The 16,478-nt window shown below is 43.4% G+C and carries 18 protein-coding genes; 15 read left to right on the forward strand and 3 right to left on the reverse strand.

Annotated features, from left to right (window positions below):
* Positions 1-20: 20 nt before the first annotated feature.
* Positions 21-365 carry a DinB family protein gene (locus MHI01_RS01210; protein WP_445744886.1) on the reverse strand — a complete coding sequence of 115 codons (345 nt, stop codon included), beginning with the start codon at positions 363-365 and terminating at the stop codon, positions 21-23.
* A complete protein-coding gene (locus MHI01_RS01215) occupies positions 358-522 on the reverse strand; it encodes a hypothetical protein (RefSeq protein WP_340984926.1) in 165 nt (54 codons plus the stop codon). Before MHI01_RS01215 ends, MHI01_RS01210 begins: the two co-directional genes overlap by 8 nt.
* 143 nt (positions 523-665) lie before the next feature.
* Between MHI01_RS01215 and MHI01_RS01220 the strand changes: the two genes are divergently transcribed.
* The 5 genes from MHI01_RS01220 to MHI01_RS01240 all read left to right on the forward strand — a co-directional run bounded on the left by MHI01_RS01220 (position 666) and on the right by MHI01_RS01240 (position 6,972).
* Positions 666-1,217 (forward strand): CGNR zinc finger domain-containing protein, encoded by a 552-nt coding sequence (locus MHI01_RS01220; protein ID WP_340982304.1) that lies wholly within the window; start codon positions 666-668, stop codon positions 1,215-1,217.
* 111 nt (positions 1,218-1,328) lie between these two features.
* Entirely contained in the window at positions 1,329-2,708 is a 1,380-nt protein-coding gene (locus tag MHI01_RS01225; protein ID WP_340982305.1) for an amidohydrolase family protein, read from the forward strand.
* A 520-nt stretch (positions 2,709-3,228) separates the two neighbouring features.
* Positions 3,229-4,665: an amino acid permease gene (locus MHI01_RS01230; protein ID WP_340982306.1), complete on the forward strand. Its 1,437-nt coding sequence runs from the start codon at positions 3,229-3,231 to the stop codon at positions 4,663-4,665.
* Between the two features lie 260 nt (positions 4,666-4,925).
* A complete protein-coding gene (locus tag MHI01_RS01235; RefSeq protein ID WP_340982307.1) occupies positions 4,926-6,005 on the forward strand; it encodes a hypothetical protein in 1,080 nt (359 codons plus the stop codon).
* A gap of 46 nt (positions 6,006-6,051) precedes the next feature.
* Positions 6,052-6,972 carry a tyrosine-type recombinase/integrase gene (locus tag MHI01_RS01240; protein ID WP_340982308.1) on the forward strand — a complete coding sequence of 307 codons (921 nt, stop codon included), beginning with the start codon at positions 6,052-6,054 and terminating at the stop codon, positions 6,970-6,972.
* A 271-nt stretch (positions 6,973-7,243) separates the two neighbouring features.
* Here the strand turns inward: MHI01_RS01240 and MHI01_RS01245 are convergent, their stop codons facing one another.
* Complete coding sequence (locus MHI01_RS01245; RefSeq protein WP_036613729.1) at positions 7,244-8,173, reverse strand: L-lactate dehydrogenase; 930 nt, start codon at positions 8,171-8,173, stop codon at positions 7,244-7,246.
* Between the two features lie 337 nt (positions 8,174-8,510).
* Here MHI01_RS01245 and MHI01_RS01250 point away from each other — a divergent pair, with 337 nt between their 5' ends.
* The 10 genes from MHI01_RS01250 (at position 8,511) to MHI01_RS01295 (ending at position 16,464) form a co-directional block, all read left to right on the forward strand.
* The gene (locus MHI01_RS01250; RefSeq protein WP_340982309.1) at positions 8,511-9,788 is read left to right on the forward strand and encodes a WD40/YVTN/BNR-like repeat-containing protein; all 1,278 of its coding nucleotides are present in this window, start codon (positions 8,511-8,513) and stop codon (positions 9,786-9,788) included.
* A gap of 147 nt (positions 9,789-9,935) precedes the next feature.
* On the forward strand, positions 9,936-10,145 hold the full coding sequence (locus MHI01_RS01255) for a hypothetical protein (RefSeq protein ID WP_340982310.1): 210 nt from the start codon (positions 9,936-9,938) through the stop codon (positions 10,143-10,145).
* A 123-nt stretch (positions 10,146-10,268) separates the two neighbouring features.
* Complete coding sequence (locus MHI01_RS01260) at positions 10,269-10,529, forward strand: helix-turn-helix domain-containing protein (protein WP_340982311.1); 261 nt, start codon at positions 10,269-10,271, stop codon at positions 10,527-10,529.
* Positions 10,530-10,736: 207 nt separating this feature from the next.
* A complete protein-coding gene (locus MHI01_RS01265) occupies positions 10,737-12,170 on the forward strand; it encodes a peptidase G2 autoproteolytic cleavage domain-containing protein (RefSeq protein WP_340982312.1) in 1,434 nt (477 codons plus the stop codon).
* A 333-nt stretch (positions 12,171-12,503) separates the two neighbouring features.
* Positions 12,504-13,283 carry a phosphotransferase family protein gene (locus MHI01_RS01270; RefSeq protein WP_340982313.1) on the forward strand — a complete coding sequence of 260 codons (780 nt, stop codon included), beginning with the start codon at positions 12,504-12,506 and terminating at the stop codon, positions 13,281-13,283.
* Between the two features lie 57 nt (positions 13,284-13,340).
* On the forward strand, positions 13,341-13,766 hold the full coding sequence (locus MHI01_RS01275) for an NUDIX hydrolase (RefSeq protein WP_249912499.1): 426 nt from the start codon (positions 13,341-13,343) through the stop codon (positions 13,764-13,766).
* A 241-nt stretch (positions 13,767-14,007) separates the two neighbouring features.
* Positions 14,008-14,754: a class I SAM-dependent methyltransferase gene (locus MHI01_RS01280; protein ID WP_340982314.1), complete on the forward strand. Its 747-nt coding sequence runs from the start codon at positions 14,008-14,010 to the stop codon at positions 14,752-14,754.
* Positions 14,755-14,782: 28 nt separating this feature from the next.
* Positions 14,783-15,346: a GNAT family N-acetyltransferase gene (locus MHI01_RS01285; RefSeq protein WP_340982315.1), complete on the forward strand. Its 564-nt coding sequence runs from the start codon at positions 14,783-14,785 to the stop codon at positions 15,344-15,346.
* A 15-nt stretch (positions 15,347-15,361) separates the two neighbouring features.
* Entirely contained in the window at positions 15,362-15,856 is a 495-nt protein-coding gene (locus tag MHI01_RS01290; protein ID WP_340982316.1) for an AAA family ATPase, read from the forward strand.
* Positions 15,857-15,900: 44 nt separating this feature from the next.
* Positions 15,901-16,464, forward strand: coding sequence for a GNAT family N-acetyltransferase (locus MHI01_RS01295; protein WP_127550665.1), 564 nt, complete (start codon positions 15,901-15,903; stop codon positions 16,462-16,464).
* Positions 16,465-16,478: the final 14 nt, after the last annotated feature.

The following is a 16,478-nucleotide window of genomic DNA, read 5'->3' on the forward strand; positions in this document are numbered from 1 at the left end:
TAGCAGTTCAAGCATTTTTTTTAGAAAACGATTTTCCAGCTTCCTTGCTGTCTGCGAAGGAGCACGATCTGACCTGCGTGATACGCATCATGGAGTACCCAGCGAGCTAGTTCGTGTGCCCATTTCTCTTCGGAGTCCATATATGCGGCTTCAAGATCAGACTCTTGTAGTGCAGCCAATTGATCTCGCAACTGCTGGGCTAATCGAGTTGTACCCTGCAGCAGTGTATTCCATCCGGCTGCGTCCGTTGCATCTCCAGGATTCCCAAATGTGTATTCATTGGAGTCTACAGCAGGAAGGGTAGGCTCCTTACCTTGCATGCGACATAATAAGCGATGGTTGTAATAATACATATGGTTAACCAACTGCCAGATGCTTAATCCCCCTGAAGGTGGAATCCAGGCTGCTTTGTTCTGCTGTAAGACCCTCCAAGGATTTCGACAAAGGTACAATCCAATTACATTGATCCCAAGTATCATCCTTTTGAATAAGTAACACATCTAGTGCTGTTGTGTTCGTCATTGCCTTTTCCTCCTTGCGTATAATTGTGATAGGTGATGTAACTAGCTAAAACTGATTAATAAGGTTACACTTAATATAACACATCAAAGATGAGTTGTAACCTTCTTTATTTAATTAGATAGTTACGATGAACGGAGGTATATATGGACAGGTTATGGACCGATTTTGTAAACAGCGATTATCATGACTGGCGTGGGGGAGATCGATCGGAGGACAGGCTCGGGAAGGCGAGCTGGCAGCAAGATTTTCTGGAACGATGGCAACTTAACGCTTCTGTCCCTGCATCTCCAGAAGAGGAGTTGTCGATGAGAAATTTCAGGAATGAATTGATAGCTCTTGGAGCCCGCTTATCTTCTGGAGCATCATTAACGGATATAGAAAAACAATGGTTGAACGGCGTTATGGAAGCAGGGCATGTGAGAAGAACATTGACTACAATTGATCAGGAACTGAAACTCCAACTGGTAGCTGTAGAAGCACATTGGAGTCAGGTTATGGCTGAGGTAGCTGCTGACTTTGCTTTGACTTTGGTAGAGGGAGAAGGCGGCAGGATTCGGATCTGTGATAATTCGGATTGTCGCTGGATGTTCTATGATGATACCCGAAGCAGAACACAGAAGTACTGTGATGATAAGATGTGTGGCAATCTGATGAAGGTCAGAAGATTTCGGGCGAAACGTAAATCCCAAAATTGATAAATACTAACAATAACTATATAATGTATATATACTAGCGAAAAAATAGTCAGAAGCAGTACAGATTCGTAAGCAGGATGTGATCGTCTTTCAAACCAAAATAGATGGGAGATGTTTCTTGTGCGGACAAGTTATCTGTTGAAAAATGGCTGTGTGTTGTCGATGGATGCTAAAATTGGACAGTATAAGAGGGCGGACGTTCTGATTCAGGATTCACTGATCATGGCTATTCAGCCCGACCTGGATATTCCGGATGCGGAGATCATTGATGCTTCATCGATGATTATTATGCCTGGGCTGGTGGACACACATCGGCATATGTGGGAATCACTTGTCAAAACAGCGGGAACCAACTGGTCGTTACCAGTTTATTTGCAAAATCTCTATTATGGTGCAATGGGAAGCAAGCTCCGCCCACAAGATAGTTATATTGCCAACCTGCTCGGTTCCTTGGAAGCGCTTAACGCAGGAGTGACGACAGTAATGGATTGGAGCATGCCATATTCCCCTGACCATACGGATGAACTGATTCGTGGACTTCAGGATGCTGGCATTCGGGCGGTATTTGCTCACGGAGTACCTGGTGAGACGGACTACTGGAATCGGGATAGTCAACTCACGTATTCGAATAATGATGTGAGAAGAGTCAAAGAACGTTATTTTTCATCACGGGATCAATTACTTACTTATGGGCTTGCCATTCGTGGTCCGGAGTTCAGTCATTGGGATACAACCGTGAAAGAGATCGAGCTAGCACAAGAACTGGATGCGATCTGTTCAATGCATGCCGGATTTGGCAGTTGGGGATCTGTGGATCGCTCGATCAGTCACTTGTACGAAGCGGGACTGTTAAGTCCACGGGTGAACATCGTTCATGGTAACACCATGGGCATGGATGAATACAAAATGCTGGCAGATAGCGGCGCTTCCTTGTCGGTCACACCTGAGGTTGAAATGATGATGGGTCATGGATATCCGGCCACCGGCTATTTTCTTGAACATGGGGGAACCCCTACACTTGGTGTAGATGTGGTCACGTCCACAGGCGGAGATATGTTCTCGCAGATGAAGTTTGCACTTCAAGCTGAACGCTCCAGAGCCAATGAACAACTTTTGCAGCAGGGTGAGATGCCTGGTGAGTTGAACTTGCAGTCCAGCCAAGTGCTGAGATTTGCAACTTCGGCTGGTGCCCAAGCATTGGGATTAGAACAGAAGGTCGGTACGTTGGCCCCAGGGAAAGAAGCGGATCTGATCATGATTCGTACCACCGATCTGAATATGTTCCCCGTTCATGATCCAATCGGCGCTGTTGTGCAATTTGCCAATCCATCCAATGTGGATACGGTCTTTGTGGCAGGTAGACTCGTGAAGCGAGAGGGTAAGCTGTTGAATGTTGATTTGGATGCGATTCGTCATGCGGCGATGCAGAGCAAGGATTATTTGTTAACCCAATACCGGATGTCGGACGCGGAGAGAATTACGTTCTCATAATTTACTTTTTCATAGAAACCTGAAATGAAGTCAGTTTGTATTTTTATATACAATTCTATCTATAGTAAGAAATGAAGGGCCGCATAATGATATGTGGCTCTTTTACATGCCTTCATATCGTCGAATTAGACAGGATAAGGGAGGAAGATACAGCGGAAAAAGACGAAAAGAGCTCTCTTTTTCTTAACTTCAGATAACAAGGAACTAAAGATGTTTTTCGCGTAAAATTAAGCACATAAAAACTGCGCATAATATAAATTATACGCAGTTTTGTTTTAAATCGATTTTCATATTCAACCACGTGCAACAGATCATGATAAATTTCGCGGAAAAAGAACAAAATAAGTGATCTTCAAAAATAAATTTAACCAAGCAACGCGATAACGTGTAGAATTCGATAGGTTTTTATAGGTGATCGATAAGATAGAACAAATGACTTTTTCATAGAACAGATGGGAAGCCATCCAATCGCTGCTACATCCATAGCACATTCAAGATTCATGACGAGAGGAACATGACTATGCGTGAGAACAAACAACGATCTTCATTATTTCGTAAAAAACCAATTGCCTCAGCGGGTGATAACAGCAGTGCATTGAAAAGGGCGCTCGGTCCGTTGGACTTAACCACACTTGGGGTAGGTGCCATTATCGGCACAGGGATTTTTGTGTTGACTGGTGTAGCTGCCGCAACGTATGCCGGCCCGGGACTTGTACTGTCATTTTTACTGGCAGGTATCATATGTGCATTCGCGGCATTATGTTACTCGGAATTTGCCTCAAGCATACCGGCCTCGGGCAGTGCGTACACCTATAGCTATACGGCTTTTGGAGAGGTGATTGCCTGGATTCTGGGATGGGATCTGATATTGGAGTATGGTTTTGCGAGTGCGGCGGTAGCCAGTGGATGGTCTGGATACTTTCAAACGTTGTTGTCCGGATTCGGGCTGGAGTTACCACATGCTCTTACGAGTGCGTTCAGCCCGGAAAAGGGAACTTATTTTGACATCACAGCTGCGGTCATTACGTTAATTATCACTTTTCTGCTTACCCGAGGGGTGAAGGAGGCGGCTCGTGCGACTGGCATCATGGTAGCGATTAAAATTATCGTGGTGCTGATCTTCATTGGTGTAGGTGTTTTCTATGTAGAGCCAACTAACTGGCAGCCATTTTTGCCTTTTGGTATCTCGGGTGTAACTGCGGGAGCAGCGACGGTATTTTTTGCCTACATCGGATTTGATGCGGTCTCCACAGCGGCAGAAGAAGTTAAGCAGCCACAACGGGATTTGCCGATTGGAATTATTGCGTCACTGGCAATCTGTACCGTTCTCTACATTGTTGTATCGTTGATCCTCACAGGGATTGTGCCGTATAACATGTTGAATGTAAGTGATCCGGTTGCGTTTGCATTTGAATTTGTTCAATTGAAGGGATTGTCCTGGATTGTATCTCTTGGAGCGATTGCCGGCATTACGACCGTATTGCTGGTCATGATGTATGGTCAGACACGTTTGCTCTATTCCATGTCTCGTGACGGACTGCTGTCACCTGTCTTTTCCAAAGTTAGTGGCAAGAGTCAGACACCAGCGGTAGGAACATGGGTTGCAGGCATTATCGTGGCTCTGTTCTCCGGGTTCATCTCGTTGGGACATTTGGCGGAGCTTACGAACATCGGAACGTTGTTTGCTTTTGCAGTTGTAAGTCTGGGCATTATTGTGTTACGTAAAAATAACCCGGATCTCAAACGCGGATTTCGCGTTCCACTTGTGCCACTGATTCCAATTCTGAGTGCCTTGGGTTGTGTATACTTGATGACACGCCTTGCAGCGCTGACATGGATTACGTTTTTTGCTTGGTTGATCATCGGATTGATCATCTACTTTGCCTATGGACGCCATTACAGTCATCTGAATCCGAAACGCCGGATCTCGAGTGCTTTCAGAGCAAAGGATAATTAGATTAGTCGAGAACATCTTTAACCGAGAATATCTTCATTTTTCCTCATTTCGTATCGCTTAGGCGAAGCGGGATGGGGATTTTTTTTATATAGAAAGATAAAGGAAGATAACGGCAGGGGAAGGTTGGAATTTTCTTCATATATGGGTAAGTAATTAGGGACGTGACGAATTTAATCACGGGGGCGGGGTTGCGGCTAAGCCAAATATGAAATATATTTGGGGATGTGACATGCCATCAGACATAAGAGAGGGGATGTATCATGAACACACCATTACATACGAATTCAGATCATCAAAAAGCAGCTTTTGGATTTGCACTAGCTGACTCATCCGTACTTGCAGAGGCGCAATTAATTGTTTCACAATTAGGACGTGAAGACGGATTGCAGTTGGATATTGATCCGCAGCGCCTTCTGAAGGATGGACGTAAGGTATCTGTCATTGCACAACAGTTGGATTCACCCGTCAATCGTCAGGATGCCAATATAATCTATGGTCAGGAGCTAGCATACATGCAGTATGCTGTTAACCTGAAACCGGATAGCACAATCTCCATTGCTTCTATTGAGGGGGTTGAACAGCCTGTTGATCTGGGTTGGTCAGCATTTGTAGAAGGGGAATACGAACTTCGAATCTCCCTGCATATGAAAACACCTCGTATTGCTGAAGGTGCACTCGAACCTGAACAACTTGCAATGGTTAAGTATGCGCAAGTTATCACCGTATATACATCGCTTTTCCCGGCAGAAGCAGCGTCGTTGAATTCACCATCTCAAGCTGTGTGGAGCAGAAACCATCATGTGTTTGACTCCTATGGCAGAGGGGGATTTATTCTCGCTGACCTGCCTCGACTCGCTGAACGTGTAGAGGAACTGATGGGACCGGGTAACCATAATCTGATCGAACAATTTGCTGAAGGAAACTTGTCGGATACTTTGCTGGATGAGGGGCTTATGGCGATTGCCTGGGGCGTGACTCCGTGGTGTTATTCACTCTATTCTGCACCAGATGAGCAGTCTGCTGGAATACTTGCTGTGGACAAGCTGGGCGATGAACCTGAACGGCAAGGGATCTACCATCTCGATCCGTCCATTCAACAATTAAGTATCGTGCCGGCGAACGAACTGGCTTACTGGCCTGCCTGTGTGCAGAATGATTGGCCTGTTATTGATGTGGCGGGTGAAGGCGAGACGTTGCACATGGATTTGTATACTCAGATCTGCGAATCCGTGAATGGTCTGCACGAGAATCCATTGCCATCGTTTGTACTTACTCGCAGTCAAGGCAAACCCGAAACGATCATTCCGCTGATTGACATTGTCATTGTGGATGAAGCGTAGAGCACTGTTCAACTTATAAAGAACCGAATTGAGGTGACGTAGACAGATGATGACCGAGGAGATTCAGGAGCAATATGCGGACGAGCTTGAAGCTTTTCACATATGGATGAAGGACGCCGGATATACAGGCCATACAGTAAAATCATACACGGGTGACGTGGTGGAATTCCTGGTCTCCATTCAAGGAAAGTCACTGGAGCAGGTCAAAAAGCTGCATGTGTTGTCTTTTCTGTCCCGTGTCCGGGAGCGTGGGGTTAGTGATGCCACGAGAAATCGCAAACATGCGGCGGTGAACTGTTTTTACAAGTCCCTCATTGAACTCGAATTGTTAACCAAGAATCCGGCGTTTGGGATCAAAAAATCCAAAACCGAGAAAAACCGTGCGCCCGTTTTCCTTGATGAAAGTGGGCTGACACGTTTTCTGGAGTCGGTAGAAGGCAAGTATCGTACACGTAATCTGGCTGTTTTTCTATTGATGGGATATATGGGATTACGGGTTGGAGAAGTGCATGCGTTGGATTGCAAAGACTATAACGCGGAGCGGCGTACATTGGATGTATTTGGTAAAGGTCGTAAATGGCGCTCGCTCCCTGTACCGGAGACTGTGGCAAAAGTATTATCTCAAGCGATGGCTGAGCGTCTCGATCCTTGGCGGCCAAAAGAGGAAGCGTTATTTGTCTCGCAGAAAGGGAAGAGACTGTCGATTCGCAGCATCCAGCTCATATCTACAGAAACCTTTGAACGTTTCCAGCAGGAATCACCAGCCAATCAACGTCAAAACTACTCCAGTCATAAGCTGCGTCACTCCTTCGCGACCATGATGTTACGGCGTGGAGCCGATCTGCGTACCGTGCAGGAGCTACTTGGTCATGCATCGATTCAAACAACAACCGTGTACACACACGTCACCAGTAGGGAGAAAGAAGAGGCTATGGCTTTGCTGGACGTTAAACTTCCGACATATTAGAAGTGAAAAGCTAATATTTAACCCGAAAAGGAGTCTGTCCAAGTGACAGGCTTTTTTGTTATTGATTTGGATGGTGGATATTTAAACATAATTAATATTATGTAAACTAATATCTGAAATCTAAATTGGCCTATAATAGAAATCAAACAAAAGAACCATTCGCCTCTTCTCTTTAGAAGAAACAAATGGCCCTTTTGGCTAAGACAGATATCTTAATTTACAACTTTTAACGTGCTAAATCGTTCACGATATGAATGATTGCGCGATTGAATTACTCGAGTCCAGCGATCTGTTCTTTTAATTTGTTAGCAGAAGCCTGGAAAGCCACTTTTTCGGTTTCATTCAACGGAAGAGGCAGAATTTCGCGCACACCGTTGCGATCTACGACACAAGGAACGCCTAGATAAACATCCGATACACCATTGTAATCTTCAAGGTACGTGGATACGTTCAGAACGGAGCCTTCGTTGCCGAGAATTGCAGCTACAATGCGGTCCAGAGCAAGGGCGATTGCATAGGAAGTCGCGCCTTTGGCATTAATAATCTCATACGCTGCATTTTTGGTACGGTCGAAGATATCCTGTTGTGTTTCTTCATCCAATTCCAGATCTGTTCCTGCAACGTTAGCCAGGCTCCATACCGGTACTTCGGAATCGCCGTGCTCACCAATAATGTGTGCGTGAATACTACGCGGGTCGATCCCTTTATTTTTACCAATCAGGTAACGGAAACGTGCGCTATCGAGCAATGTACCTGAACCGATGACACGGGAAGCAGGCCATCCACTTTGTTTCCATGAAGTATAGGACAAAATATCTACAGGATTGGTTGCAATCAGCAAAATACCATGAGAATTCACTTCAGTAATACGCTCGATAATATCTTTGAAAATGCTTGCATTTTTCTTCAGCAGATCAATCCGGGTTTCGCCCGGCTTCTGGGAAGCACCGGCTGTAATAATAATGATATCTGCATCTTTGCAGTCGGAATAATCGCCAGCCCATACTTTCACGCCTCCCGTAAATGGAAGACCGTGGTTCATATCCAGCATTTCGCCGGTTGCTTTATCATGATTCACATCCACAAATACCAACTCGGACGAACGCTGTCTCAACATTAGCGTGTATCCCGTTGTTGTTCCCACCGCACCCATGCCTACAATCACGACACGACTTGGTTTCAGAGCTGCACTATTTGTCATGTTCAATATCCTCTCCTTTTTGGGTTATACTCCCATCCATATTAAGGGATTAGAGAATATAAAGCGAGTGTTGTCTATAAAATAGTTCACATTTCATGTCTTTTTACCAAGTATTCCGTCGAAAAACAGTTTAGGATGAAATTAATGGTAATAAATGTGCGACCTATAGCCCAGAGTATGAACTGGAAAAAGGGAGCGGTCCAACCATGAGTGGGCAATGAGCCTTTTACATAAGGTTTGTGGTAGAATAGGAGCAGTGGATTCTGATGAATCGTAAATAAAACGCCATAGGACAGGCATGCGCGCCTGTATATTGGATGAGAGAGGTGGAACCCACTTGCGTTTGCAATGGATTAAAATCGCGCAGACAGCATTGCTGTCTATAGGTATAGCAGCTGTATTGGCTGCATGCACCGACTCAGATCAACCTCCGGTAGCAGAACCTCCGCAGCAGCAGGAGGACGCCGGGAATACAGGGCAGACGTTAACTGTCGTTCCCCCTGTGAACAGTACAGAATCTGCAGATATGGCCAAGTACCAAATACAGACCCGTTTGACCGATTTTCAGTTGCTCAATGACAACGGAGGATTGGCGTGGGGTGTGACGCGGAATGCCCTGCGCCTGTACTACACTCAGGATCAGGGAAAGACCTGGACCAATATTTCACCTTCGGAAAATGTACAGTTTCCGGCTAACCCTAAATATGGACAAAGCATTTATTTTGTAGATCGTGCGCACGGTTGGATTGTTCGTGAAGGCATGGGTGGAACAGATACCATGGTGCTTCGCACCAACAACGGGGGCGTAACTTGGAGCCTGTCTTCTCTGTCTAAGACGGATAAAGTGACTGCGATCTCATTTGTATCTCCTGAGAAAGGCTGGATTCTCACCACGGTCGATACCGCTATTGGTAAACAGGACAAGAAACTTTACTTTACCGAGGACGGTGGAATTACCTGGAATCGGATGTCTTCCAGTGATGAAGATGGCAAACAGGAAGCAGAAGAGATTTCCAAACGTGGATACACCACGGGCATGACTTTCTCGGATCCAAAACATGGTTTCTTAACAGCGCTGGAGTTCGGCACACCGAAGTTATATGTAACATCAGACGGCGGAGAAAACTGGAATACTGGACCATCCTTCTTTGACCGAAACAAATTCAACGGGTGTGGTAATTTCAGTGTTAGTTCACCACAATTTTTTGGACGTGAAGCGCAATCAGCCTGGATGTCAATGTCCTGTTCTAAAGGCGAGAGCACGACATTTAATGGATTCTTTACCACCGATGGCGGAAAGAGCTGGAAGCTGTCCAATTTCACTTTAAACAAACAAAATGGTCCGAATCGTAACCTTTCACCGGTATTTCTGAACGCATCGGAAGGTTGGGCGATGCAAAAGGGCATAACCTACCACACCAAGGATGCGGGCAAAACGTGGAGCGCTCTTCCTGCAAGCAGTGTACTGGAGAAAATTCTCGAAGATTATCCGGAGATTGTGAAGAAGCAGATGGTTAACCCCAAGCTTGGCTGGATATTGGTTGAAAATACAGATGCCAAAAGATCGTTGTTATTGCAAACGGTAGATGGCGGTGTACATTGGAAAGTACTTTAAACGTAGAGTGTTATCGATGTGAATAGATAGGAGAAAGGAGAGGAGCCTAAGGGTTCCTTTTCTTTTTTGCTTAGTTTGTGAAATAAATCACAAATAAATCCGGTAGAAGGTGATATATTTAACTCAACAAGAGAAGGAGTGATGAAGATGAGAACCAACGGTCAAACTCAATTCACGCAGGCGGATGAATTAACCAGATATATGCTTCAATTATGCTACACATGTGACGATGTGAATCGTTGCACAACAGAGGAAGCAGTGAAGGCTTGCATGGCAGAACACGCACAGGCAGACCAGCCCGAACCAGCTGAAGGTGGAGATGTAACTCGCGGGTTTATGGACTTGATGTACGTTTAGTAATCAAAACGGATCAAAGAAGGCTGATATATCAACGTTTTGCCCCTGAAGTGCACCCCTTAGAATAGACATTGGAAAAACCCTTGGGTTTAGCCGATGAAATTCTAGGGGGTGTATTTTTTTATGGCGATTAAAGGACAAAAGTTTAAAACGTATTCGGAGAAGATAAAAAATGAGGCTATTCGTCTGCATACGGTTGAGGGGTGGACTTATCGAAAGATTAATGAACATCTGGGGATTCATGATCCAGGACGAATGAAGCTTTGGATGCGAAAATATCGGGAACAAGGTGAGTTTGGACTGATGGATCAGCGAGGTCGACGTAAAGAATACTTGGATCAAGAACGCTATGTACAGAAACTGAAACGGGAGAATGAGTGCTAAAAAAGGCTTGGTAATCTGGAAGGAGGAAGCAAACATATAATACAAACAAACGTTCTCATTGGAGGGATGAACATGCTAGTGAAACATTTAGGTTGGTTAGTTGAAATCATTTACGAGGATCAAAGCGGAAAGAAGATAGATGCCGTGACCATACCTTTTTTATTGTAATAGATTAGAGAGTAGCAAGACTAATAGGGGGAATGGTAGATGGCAGATTCAGACTGTAATCAAAACGCTTCGGGTCTTTGTTCAGAGGCGGAAGGGAATACAACCACCGCAAGCGGGTTCGCTTCTCACGCGGAAGGATATCAGACGACAGCTAGTGCTGCAGCCTCCCATGCGGAGGGACATCAGAGCAATGCCAGTATGGATTCGGCGCACGCAGAAGGAAGCTTCACAAGTGCTTCTGGAGCCGCTTCTCACGCAGAAGGTTATATGACGCTGGCTACGATCGATGCGGCCCATGCCGAAGGCGCTTATACTACAGCATCCGGCTACGAGGCTCACGCCGAAGGGTATCTTACCGTCTCCTCAGGCCAAGCTGCCCATGCCGAAGGCTCCCGAAGCATAGCATCTGGCTACGGAGCCCATGCCGAGGGTGCCGATTCTAATGCCAGTGGAGATGCTTCCCACGCAGAGGGCGTAGGTGCCGCCGCCGTTGGAGAAGCCTCCCATGCGGAATGGACAAATACTACAGCCTCCGGATCGGTATCCCATGCGGAAGGTTATGTAACTAAAGCAAACGGAAATTACTCCCATGCGGAAGGCTACTTAACTTCTGCAAACGGATCATATTCTCATGCCGAAGGTTTTGAGACGATTGTAATTGGTTCAGCATCCCATGCGGAAGGTTACTTAACTAAAGCAAACGGGAATTATTCCCATGCTGAAGGGAGATCAACTTCTGCAAATGGAGATTATTCTCATACGGAAGGTTTCAACACTCGCGCTAGTGGTATCTATACCCATCATACTGCCTCTCACATTATGGGTGTATCAGGTCAAACGCTCTATCCTGGTTCGTGGCATTTGGCAAATGGTGTTATTAATCTCCCAGGCTTGGCTGCTGTTCTCCAAGGATCTACCGGAAACCTGTATATTGACGGTACAGTGATGTCCCCGGCGGCTGACTATGCTGAGATGTTTGAAACAGTGGATGGGCAGCCGATTGAACCGGGATATTTCGTAACAACGGTTGGTGAAAGAGTTAGGAAAGCAACAAACACAAATGACTATGTTGCAGGTATTGTCAGTGCGAGGCCATCATTTATAGGGGGAGCCAGCCACCTAAATTGGATGGGCAAATATAAAACAGACGAAAGGGGCAAGATCCAATACGAAGACAGAGTGGTTCCTGAGCAGAAGGATGAGCGGGGAGAGGTTATAGTACCAGCTTATACAATCAATAGTGCTGTCATTAGCACCTCTTATGACCATTCACGCGAGTACGTCTCTCGCATAGATCGAATGGAATGGGTAGCTATAGGAATGATGGGCAAGCTCCTTGTGAGGGATGATGGAACCTGTCAAGTGGATGGTTACTGCCGACCGAATGATGAGGGAATTGCAACTGCTGCTACTGCTGGGTTCCGAGTATTAGCAAGAACAGGAGCCAATCAGATTAAAGTCCTTGTCAAATAAACGGAGCTTGAAACGATTTTAAATAGCTATAGGTCCAATCTTTCAAAAGTTGGGCTTTTTTGTATTCTGGGATCGTCACGCTAAATCAGCTTGTACAACTACAAACGTATGTGAGAGAAAATTATAGTAAGATGGATTTGATGTACGCTTAGACTAATGATTCACGGAGAACGCTCCTGCGGGAGTGTTCTTTTTGATTTGTTGATAAATGTATGCGTTTTTAAATTCACTTCGCAAATTTTGTAGCATGGGTTATTATAGAAACAATTAAGGTAATTTACTCAAAATGTGGAATTCGTGATAAAGGTCCGAAATAGCAGAAAGGATAAAACTATGAATATTCAAGATCTCCCAATTGAAATAAAAGAACATATAGGGGAAGTCCAGAAAATCACTTTTCCTAAGCAAGGTCATACTTCTACTGTGGCTATACTGGATACGTTTGATCAAAAGTACATCATCAAGAAGACAGAAAACGATCTTTATAATGAATGGTTATCCGATGAATATAAGGTACTCCAATACCTTTACCATACGGGACTCCCTGTTCCAAAGGTGTATTCATTTCATACTGAGGACACATCGAGATGGCTTCTGATGGATTATATTGATGGAATAAGTTTAAGAGAATTTCTCTCTAAGATGCCTGACCTCCAAAGTAAAGAAAAAGCGATTTTCAACTTTGGGCTTTGTTTAAAGAAAATACATGAATGCTCTTGTTCTGTTGAATTATTGAAAAATGTCAGTCCTTGGTTAGATACAATGCTTAATAAAGCAGAATATAATCTAACTCACTTTGCTGTAGACGGATCAGCAGAACTACTTCAACAGTTGAAAGAAGGAAGACCAAAACCAATAGAGAACACTTTCATCCATGGAGATTTTACTATAGATAATGTGCTAGTTAATGATTGCAATATTGTTGGAGTTATTGACTGGGCAGGAGCAGCTTATGGCGATCCAAGATATGATGTAGCATTAGCCATTAGACCGAAACATAATGCGTTTGATAATGAAAGAGATAGAGAAATCTTTTATAACGGGTATGGAAAGTTAAGAATAACGGATGAAGAATATAATTATTTTGAAGACGGGATATATAACTTCTTTTAGTCTGGCTATAAATTGTTCTTCAAACGTATATTAATCTCTCTAGAAGGAGTCGAATAAATGAGCCCTCCAAAACATATCTTATCTGCCGCTGCAATCGTGATAAACGACAAAAATGAATTATTACTTATTAGAGGACCACGAAGAGGATGGGAAATGCCAGGTGGTCAAGTGGAAGAAGGAGAATCTCTAAGTCAAGCTGCGATCAGAGAAACGAAAGAGGAGTCCGGAATCGACATTGAAATCATCAAATTCTGTGGAATATTTCAAAATATCGAAAATTCAATATGTAACACATTATTTCTAGCCAAACCAATAGGAGGAGAATTAATCACATCAACGGAGAGCTTAGAGTCTGGTTTCTTTCCAATCGAAGAAGCCATTCTAAAAGTCGAATGGAAAAACTTCAGAGAAAGAATAGAGTATTGCTTAAACCCTGAGATGCAACCTTTTTGCATTGAGTTCAGTGATAAGAATAATATTTAAAAGTTTCCGGAAAGGAAGTTCAATCATTGAAACGAGTCGATGTAAATCGTCGGAGGGAGAGAAGAGATATCAAGACCAGACGAAATCTCTGAGATTGCATGGTTGGATATAACACAGGCAGATGAGCTTATGCCTTACTACAAGAACGGCTTTAAAAGCTTACTTAATGGCAATGAGATTACATATTTCAACGAAGGTAACAAGTAATGTTCTGAATGTAGTGTATAAAGGAGGCTATCAGATGAACAAGCACAGTGTTTATGAAACAAACAGCTTTTATTGGGATACAAAAGGGAATGACTTTTTGAGAGCAATCGTGCTTCCACATTATGGAGCATTTATCTCAGAAGAAAAACACCAACTTTTTGGTGATGTCTCAGGATTAAAGATGTTAGAGGTGGGCTGTGGAAATGGTCAATCCTTGCAGTATCATGGAGACCGCAAAGCTGGTGAGCTATGGGGTATGGATATATCCCAGAAACAGATAGAAAAGACACAACAACACTTGAGGACATACGGAATTCCTGCAACATTGATATGTTCACCCATGGAAGAGGAATGTGGTATTCCTACTAATTATTTTGACGCTGTGTATTCGATTTATGCCATAGGTTGGACAACTGATCTTGAAGGTACTTTCAGCCGAATCGCTTCTTATTTAAAGAAAGATGGTATTTTTATTTTCAGTTGGTCTCATCCAATTCATAGATGTGTCGTTGAAGAAAATGATAGATTTGTCTTCAATAAGCCATATTCTGATGAATCGTGGTATGCGATATCTCCTGATTTTTGTCAGGGTGAATTAACCTTGGCTGATCGTCAACTATCAACCTATGTCAATGCGTTAGCGAAAGCGGGATTTGTCATTGAACAAATGATAGAAGAATCCGATGAGGATATCATGCAATTACATAATAATAGCGATAGTCTCCTTAAAAGAGCAAAGATGTTACCTGTATCCTTTGTGATTAAAGCAAGAAAACGATGATTAAATGAAATGAATCGGAGAGTGGGATATGTTTAAATATCAAATGGATACTGCTACCTATGTATCGCTATTGGCAATGAAAGATGCACCCCAATTATATAATCTGATCGATCGAAACAGGGATCATATAGGAGCGTGGTTGAAGTTCCCCAGCATGACATTAACAGAAGATGATTCAAGAAATTTCATCAAGAGAACACGTATACGCTATGCTCAAGATGATGGTTATTGGTTAGGAATCTGGTGTGGAGACGAGCTTGCTGGTTCTATTGGATACTTGTACATTGATCAAGAAAACAAGAAGACTGAAATAGGATATTGGCTTGGTCAGGAATATGAGGGTAAGGGACTTATTACAAAATCGATTAAAAATTTAATTGATTACGCATTTGATGAACTGGAATTAAATAAAGTTGAAATTGGCGTAGCAACAGATAATCTCAAAAGCCGCGCAATTCCTGAAAAATTAGGCTTTCAACGTGAAGGTGAATTAAGGGATTACGAATATATTAAACGGTGCATATTTAAACAGGATTATTTATGGGTTGAAAGCAGATCAATGGAGAACGTAATAGATCAAATTTTATTTTAACTAAAGGAGCTAGTTATGAGAAGATTACCGCTTTTTATAGTGACAGGCGCAAGTGGAACAGGAAAAACAACGATCTCTTCGCTTGTTCGCAAGCAACTTCCCGAATTTGACGTCTTTGACATGGATATCATCGATAACGTGGATTGGCAGATTGCCAAAGAGAATTGGTTGAGGATTGCGTATAACATATCGCTAAGTGGACGAGGGACTGTTTTATGCGGAACGATGGTTCCGGAAAACATTGCATCGTCTGATTACATAGATCGATTTGATCGGATTCTATATATGAATTTGCATTGTGACGATGTTACTCGCGAGACGCGTTTAAGAGCCCGTGGGTGGGACGAGAACCTAGTTGAAGATCACAAAAGTTTTGCCAACTGGTTACTCCAGAATTCGGAAACTGCGTTTGACCCGCCAATGCAAACAGTTGATACGACAGAACTTACAGCAATGGAAGTAGCTGAACAAGTTAAAGAATGGGTTTTAAAGAACTGGTGTGTTGAATGAACATTTAAAATAACCTAATAGTTAGATTGAGTGGGAGGAACAGGATGCTGCCTTTTCAAGTGAATGAATCTATTGTATTAGAGCTGATCCAATCTCGAGATAGAGATGAGTTGTATGCGTTAATTGATGAGAATAGAAAGTACTTGAGAGCGTGGTTACTCTGGGTCGATAAAAGACAATCGCCCAGCGATTTAGATTCTGTAATTGAAGTATGGACACATAATTATGAAGAGAAGAACGGTTTTGATTCCGGAATATGGTTCAATGAACAATTGGTTGGGATGTTAGGATTGCATTATATTGATTGGACGAATCGAGCAACGAGCATTGGATATTTTTTAGCTGAGTCAGCACAGGGCAAAGGAATCATTACCAAATCAATAGAACAATTGCTTAAATATCTCTTTAACGAGTTGAAGTTAAATCGTGTAATCATTCAATGTGCAGAAAACAACTTTAAAAGCAGGGCTATACCTGAGAAAATCGGATTTTCATATGAGGGAACATCCAGAGAAGCTCAATGGGTTTACGATCATTATGAGAATATTGTGACGTATAGTCTGCTGTCTAGTGAATGGCATACTCAAACGGTAGAGTACATCGTCTGATGAGACGAAGGAGG

This window comes from Paenibacillus sp. FSL M7-0656 (assembly GCF_038003225.1).
Classification (GTDB): domain Bacteria; phylum Bacillota; class Bacilli; order Paenibacillales; family Paenibacillaceae; genus Paenibacillus; species Paenibacillus amylolyticus.

Coding starts and splice junctions, on each gene's coding strand:
- MHI01_RS01275 (WP_249912499.1), top strand. CDS start 13,341: ATGAGCCCTCCAAAACATATCTTATCTGCCGCTGCAATCGTGATAAAC.
- MHI01_RS01290 (WP_340982316.1), top strand. CDS start 15,362: ATGAGAAGATTACCGCTTTTTATAGTGACAGGCGCAAGTGGAACAGGA.
- MHI01_RS01255 (WP_340982310.1), top strand. CDS start 9,936: ATGAGAACCAACGGTCAAACTCAATTCACGCAGGCGGATGAATTAACC.
- MHI01_RS01270 (WP_340982313.1), top strand. CDS start 12,504: ATGAATATTCAAGATCTCCCAATTGAAATAAAAGAACATATAGGGGAA.
- MHI01_RS01260 (WP_340982311.1), top strand. CDS start 10,269: ATGGCGATTAAAGGACAAAAGTTTAAAACGTATTCGGAGAAGATAAAA.
- MHI01_RS01295 (WP_127550665.1), top strand. CDS start 15,901: ATGCTGCCTTTTCAAGTGAATGAATCTATTGTATTAGAGCTGATCCAA.
- MHI01_RS01280 (WP_340982314.1), top strand. CDS start 14,008: ATGAACAAGCACAGTGTTTATGAAACAAACAGCTTTTATTGGGATACA.
- MHI01_RS01230 (WP_340982306.1), top strand. CDS start 3,229: ATGCGTGAGAACAAACAACGATCTTCATTATTTCGTAAAAAACCAATT.
- MHI01_RS01225 (WP_340982305.1), top strand. CDS start 1,329: ATGTTTCTTGTGCGGACAAGTTATCTGTTGAAAAATGGCTGTGTGTTG.
- MHI01_RS01240 (WP_340982308.1), top strand. CDS start 6,052: ATGATGACCGAGGAGATTCAGGAGCAATATGCGGACGAGCTTGAAGCT.
- MHI01_RS01215 (WP_340984926.1), bottom strand. CDS start 522: ATGACGAACACAACAGCACTAGATGTGTTACTTATTCAAAAGGATGAT.
- MHI01_RS01220 (WP_340982304.1), top strand. CDS start 666: ATGGACAGGTTATGGACCGATTTTGTAAACAGCGATTATCATGACTGG.
- MHI01_RS01245 (WP_036613729.1), bottom strand. CDS start 8,173: ATGACAAATAGTGCAGCTCTGAAACCAAGTCGTGTCGTGATTGTAGGC.
- MHI01_RS01265 (WP_340982312.1), top strand. CDS start 10,737: ATGGCAGATTCAGACTGTAATCAAAACGCTTCGGGTCTTTGTTCAGAG.
- MHI01_RS01235 (WP_340982307.1), top strand. CDS start 4,926: ATGAACACACCATTACATACGAATTCAGATCATCAAAAAGCAGCTTTT.
- MHI01_RS01285 (WP_340982315.1), top strand. CDS start 14,783: ATGTTTAAATATCAAATGGATACTGCTACCTATGTATCGCTATTGGCA.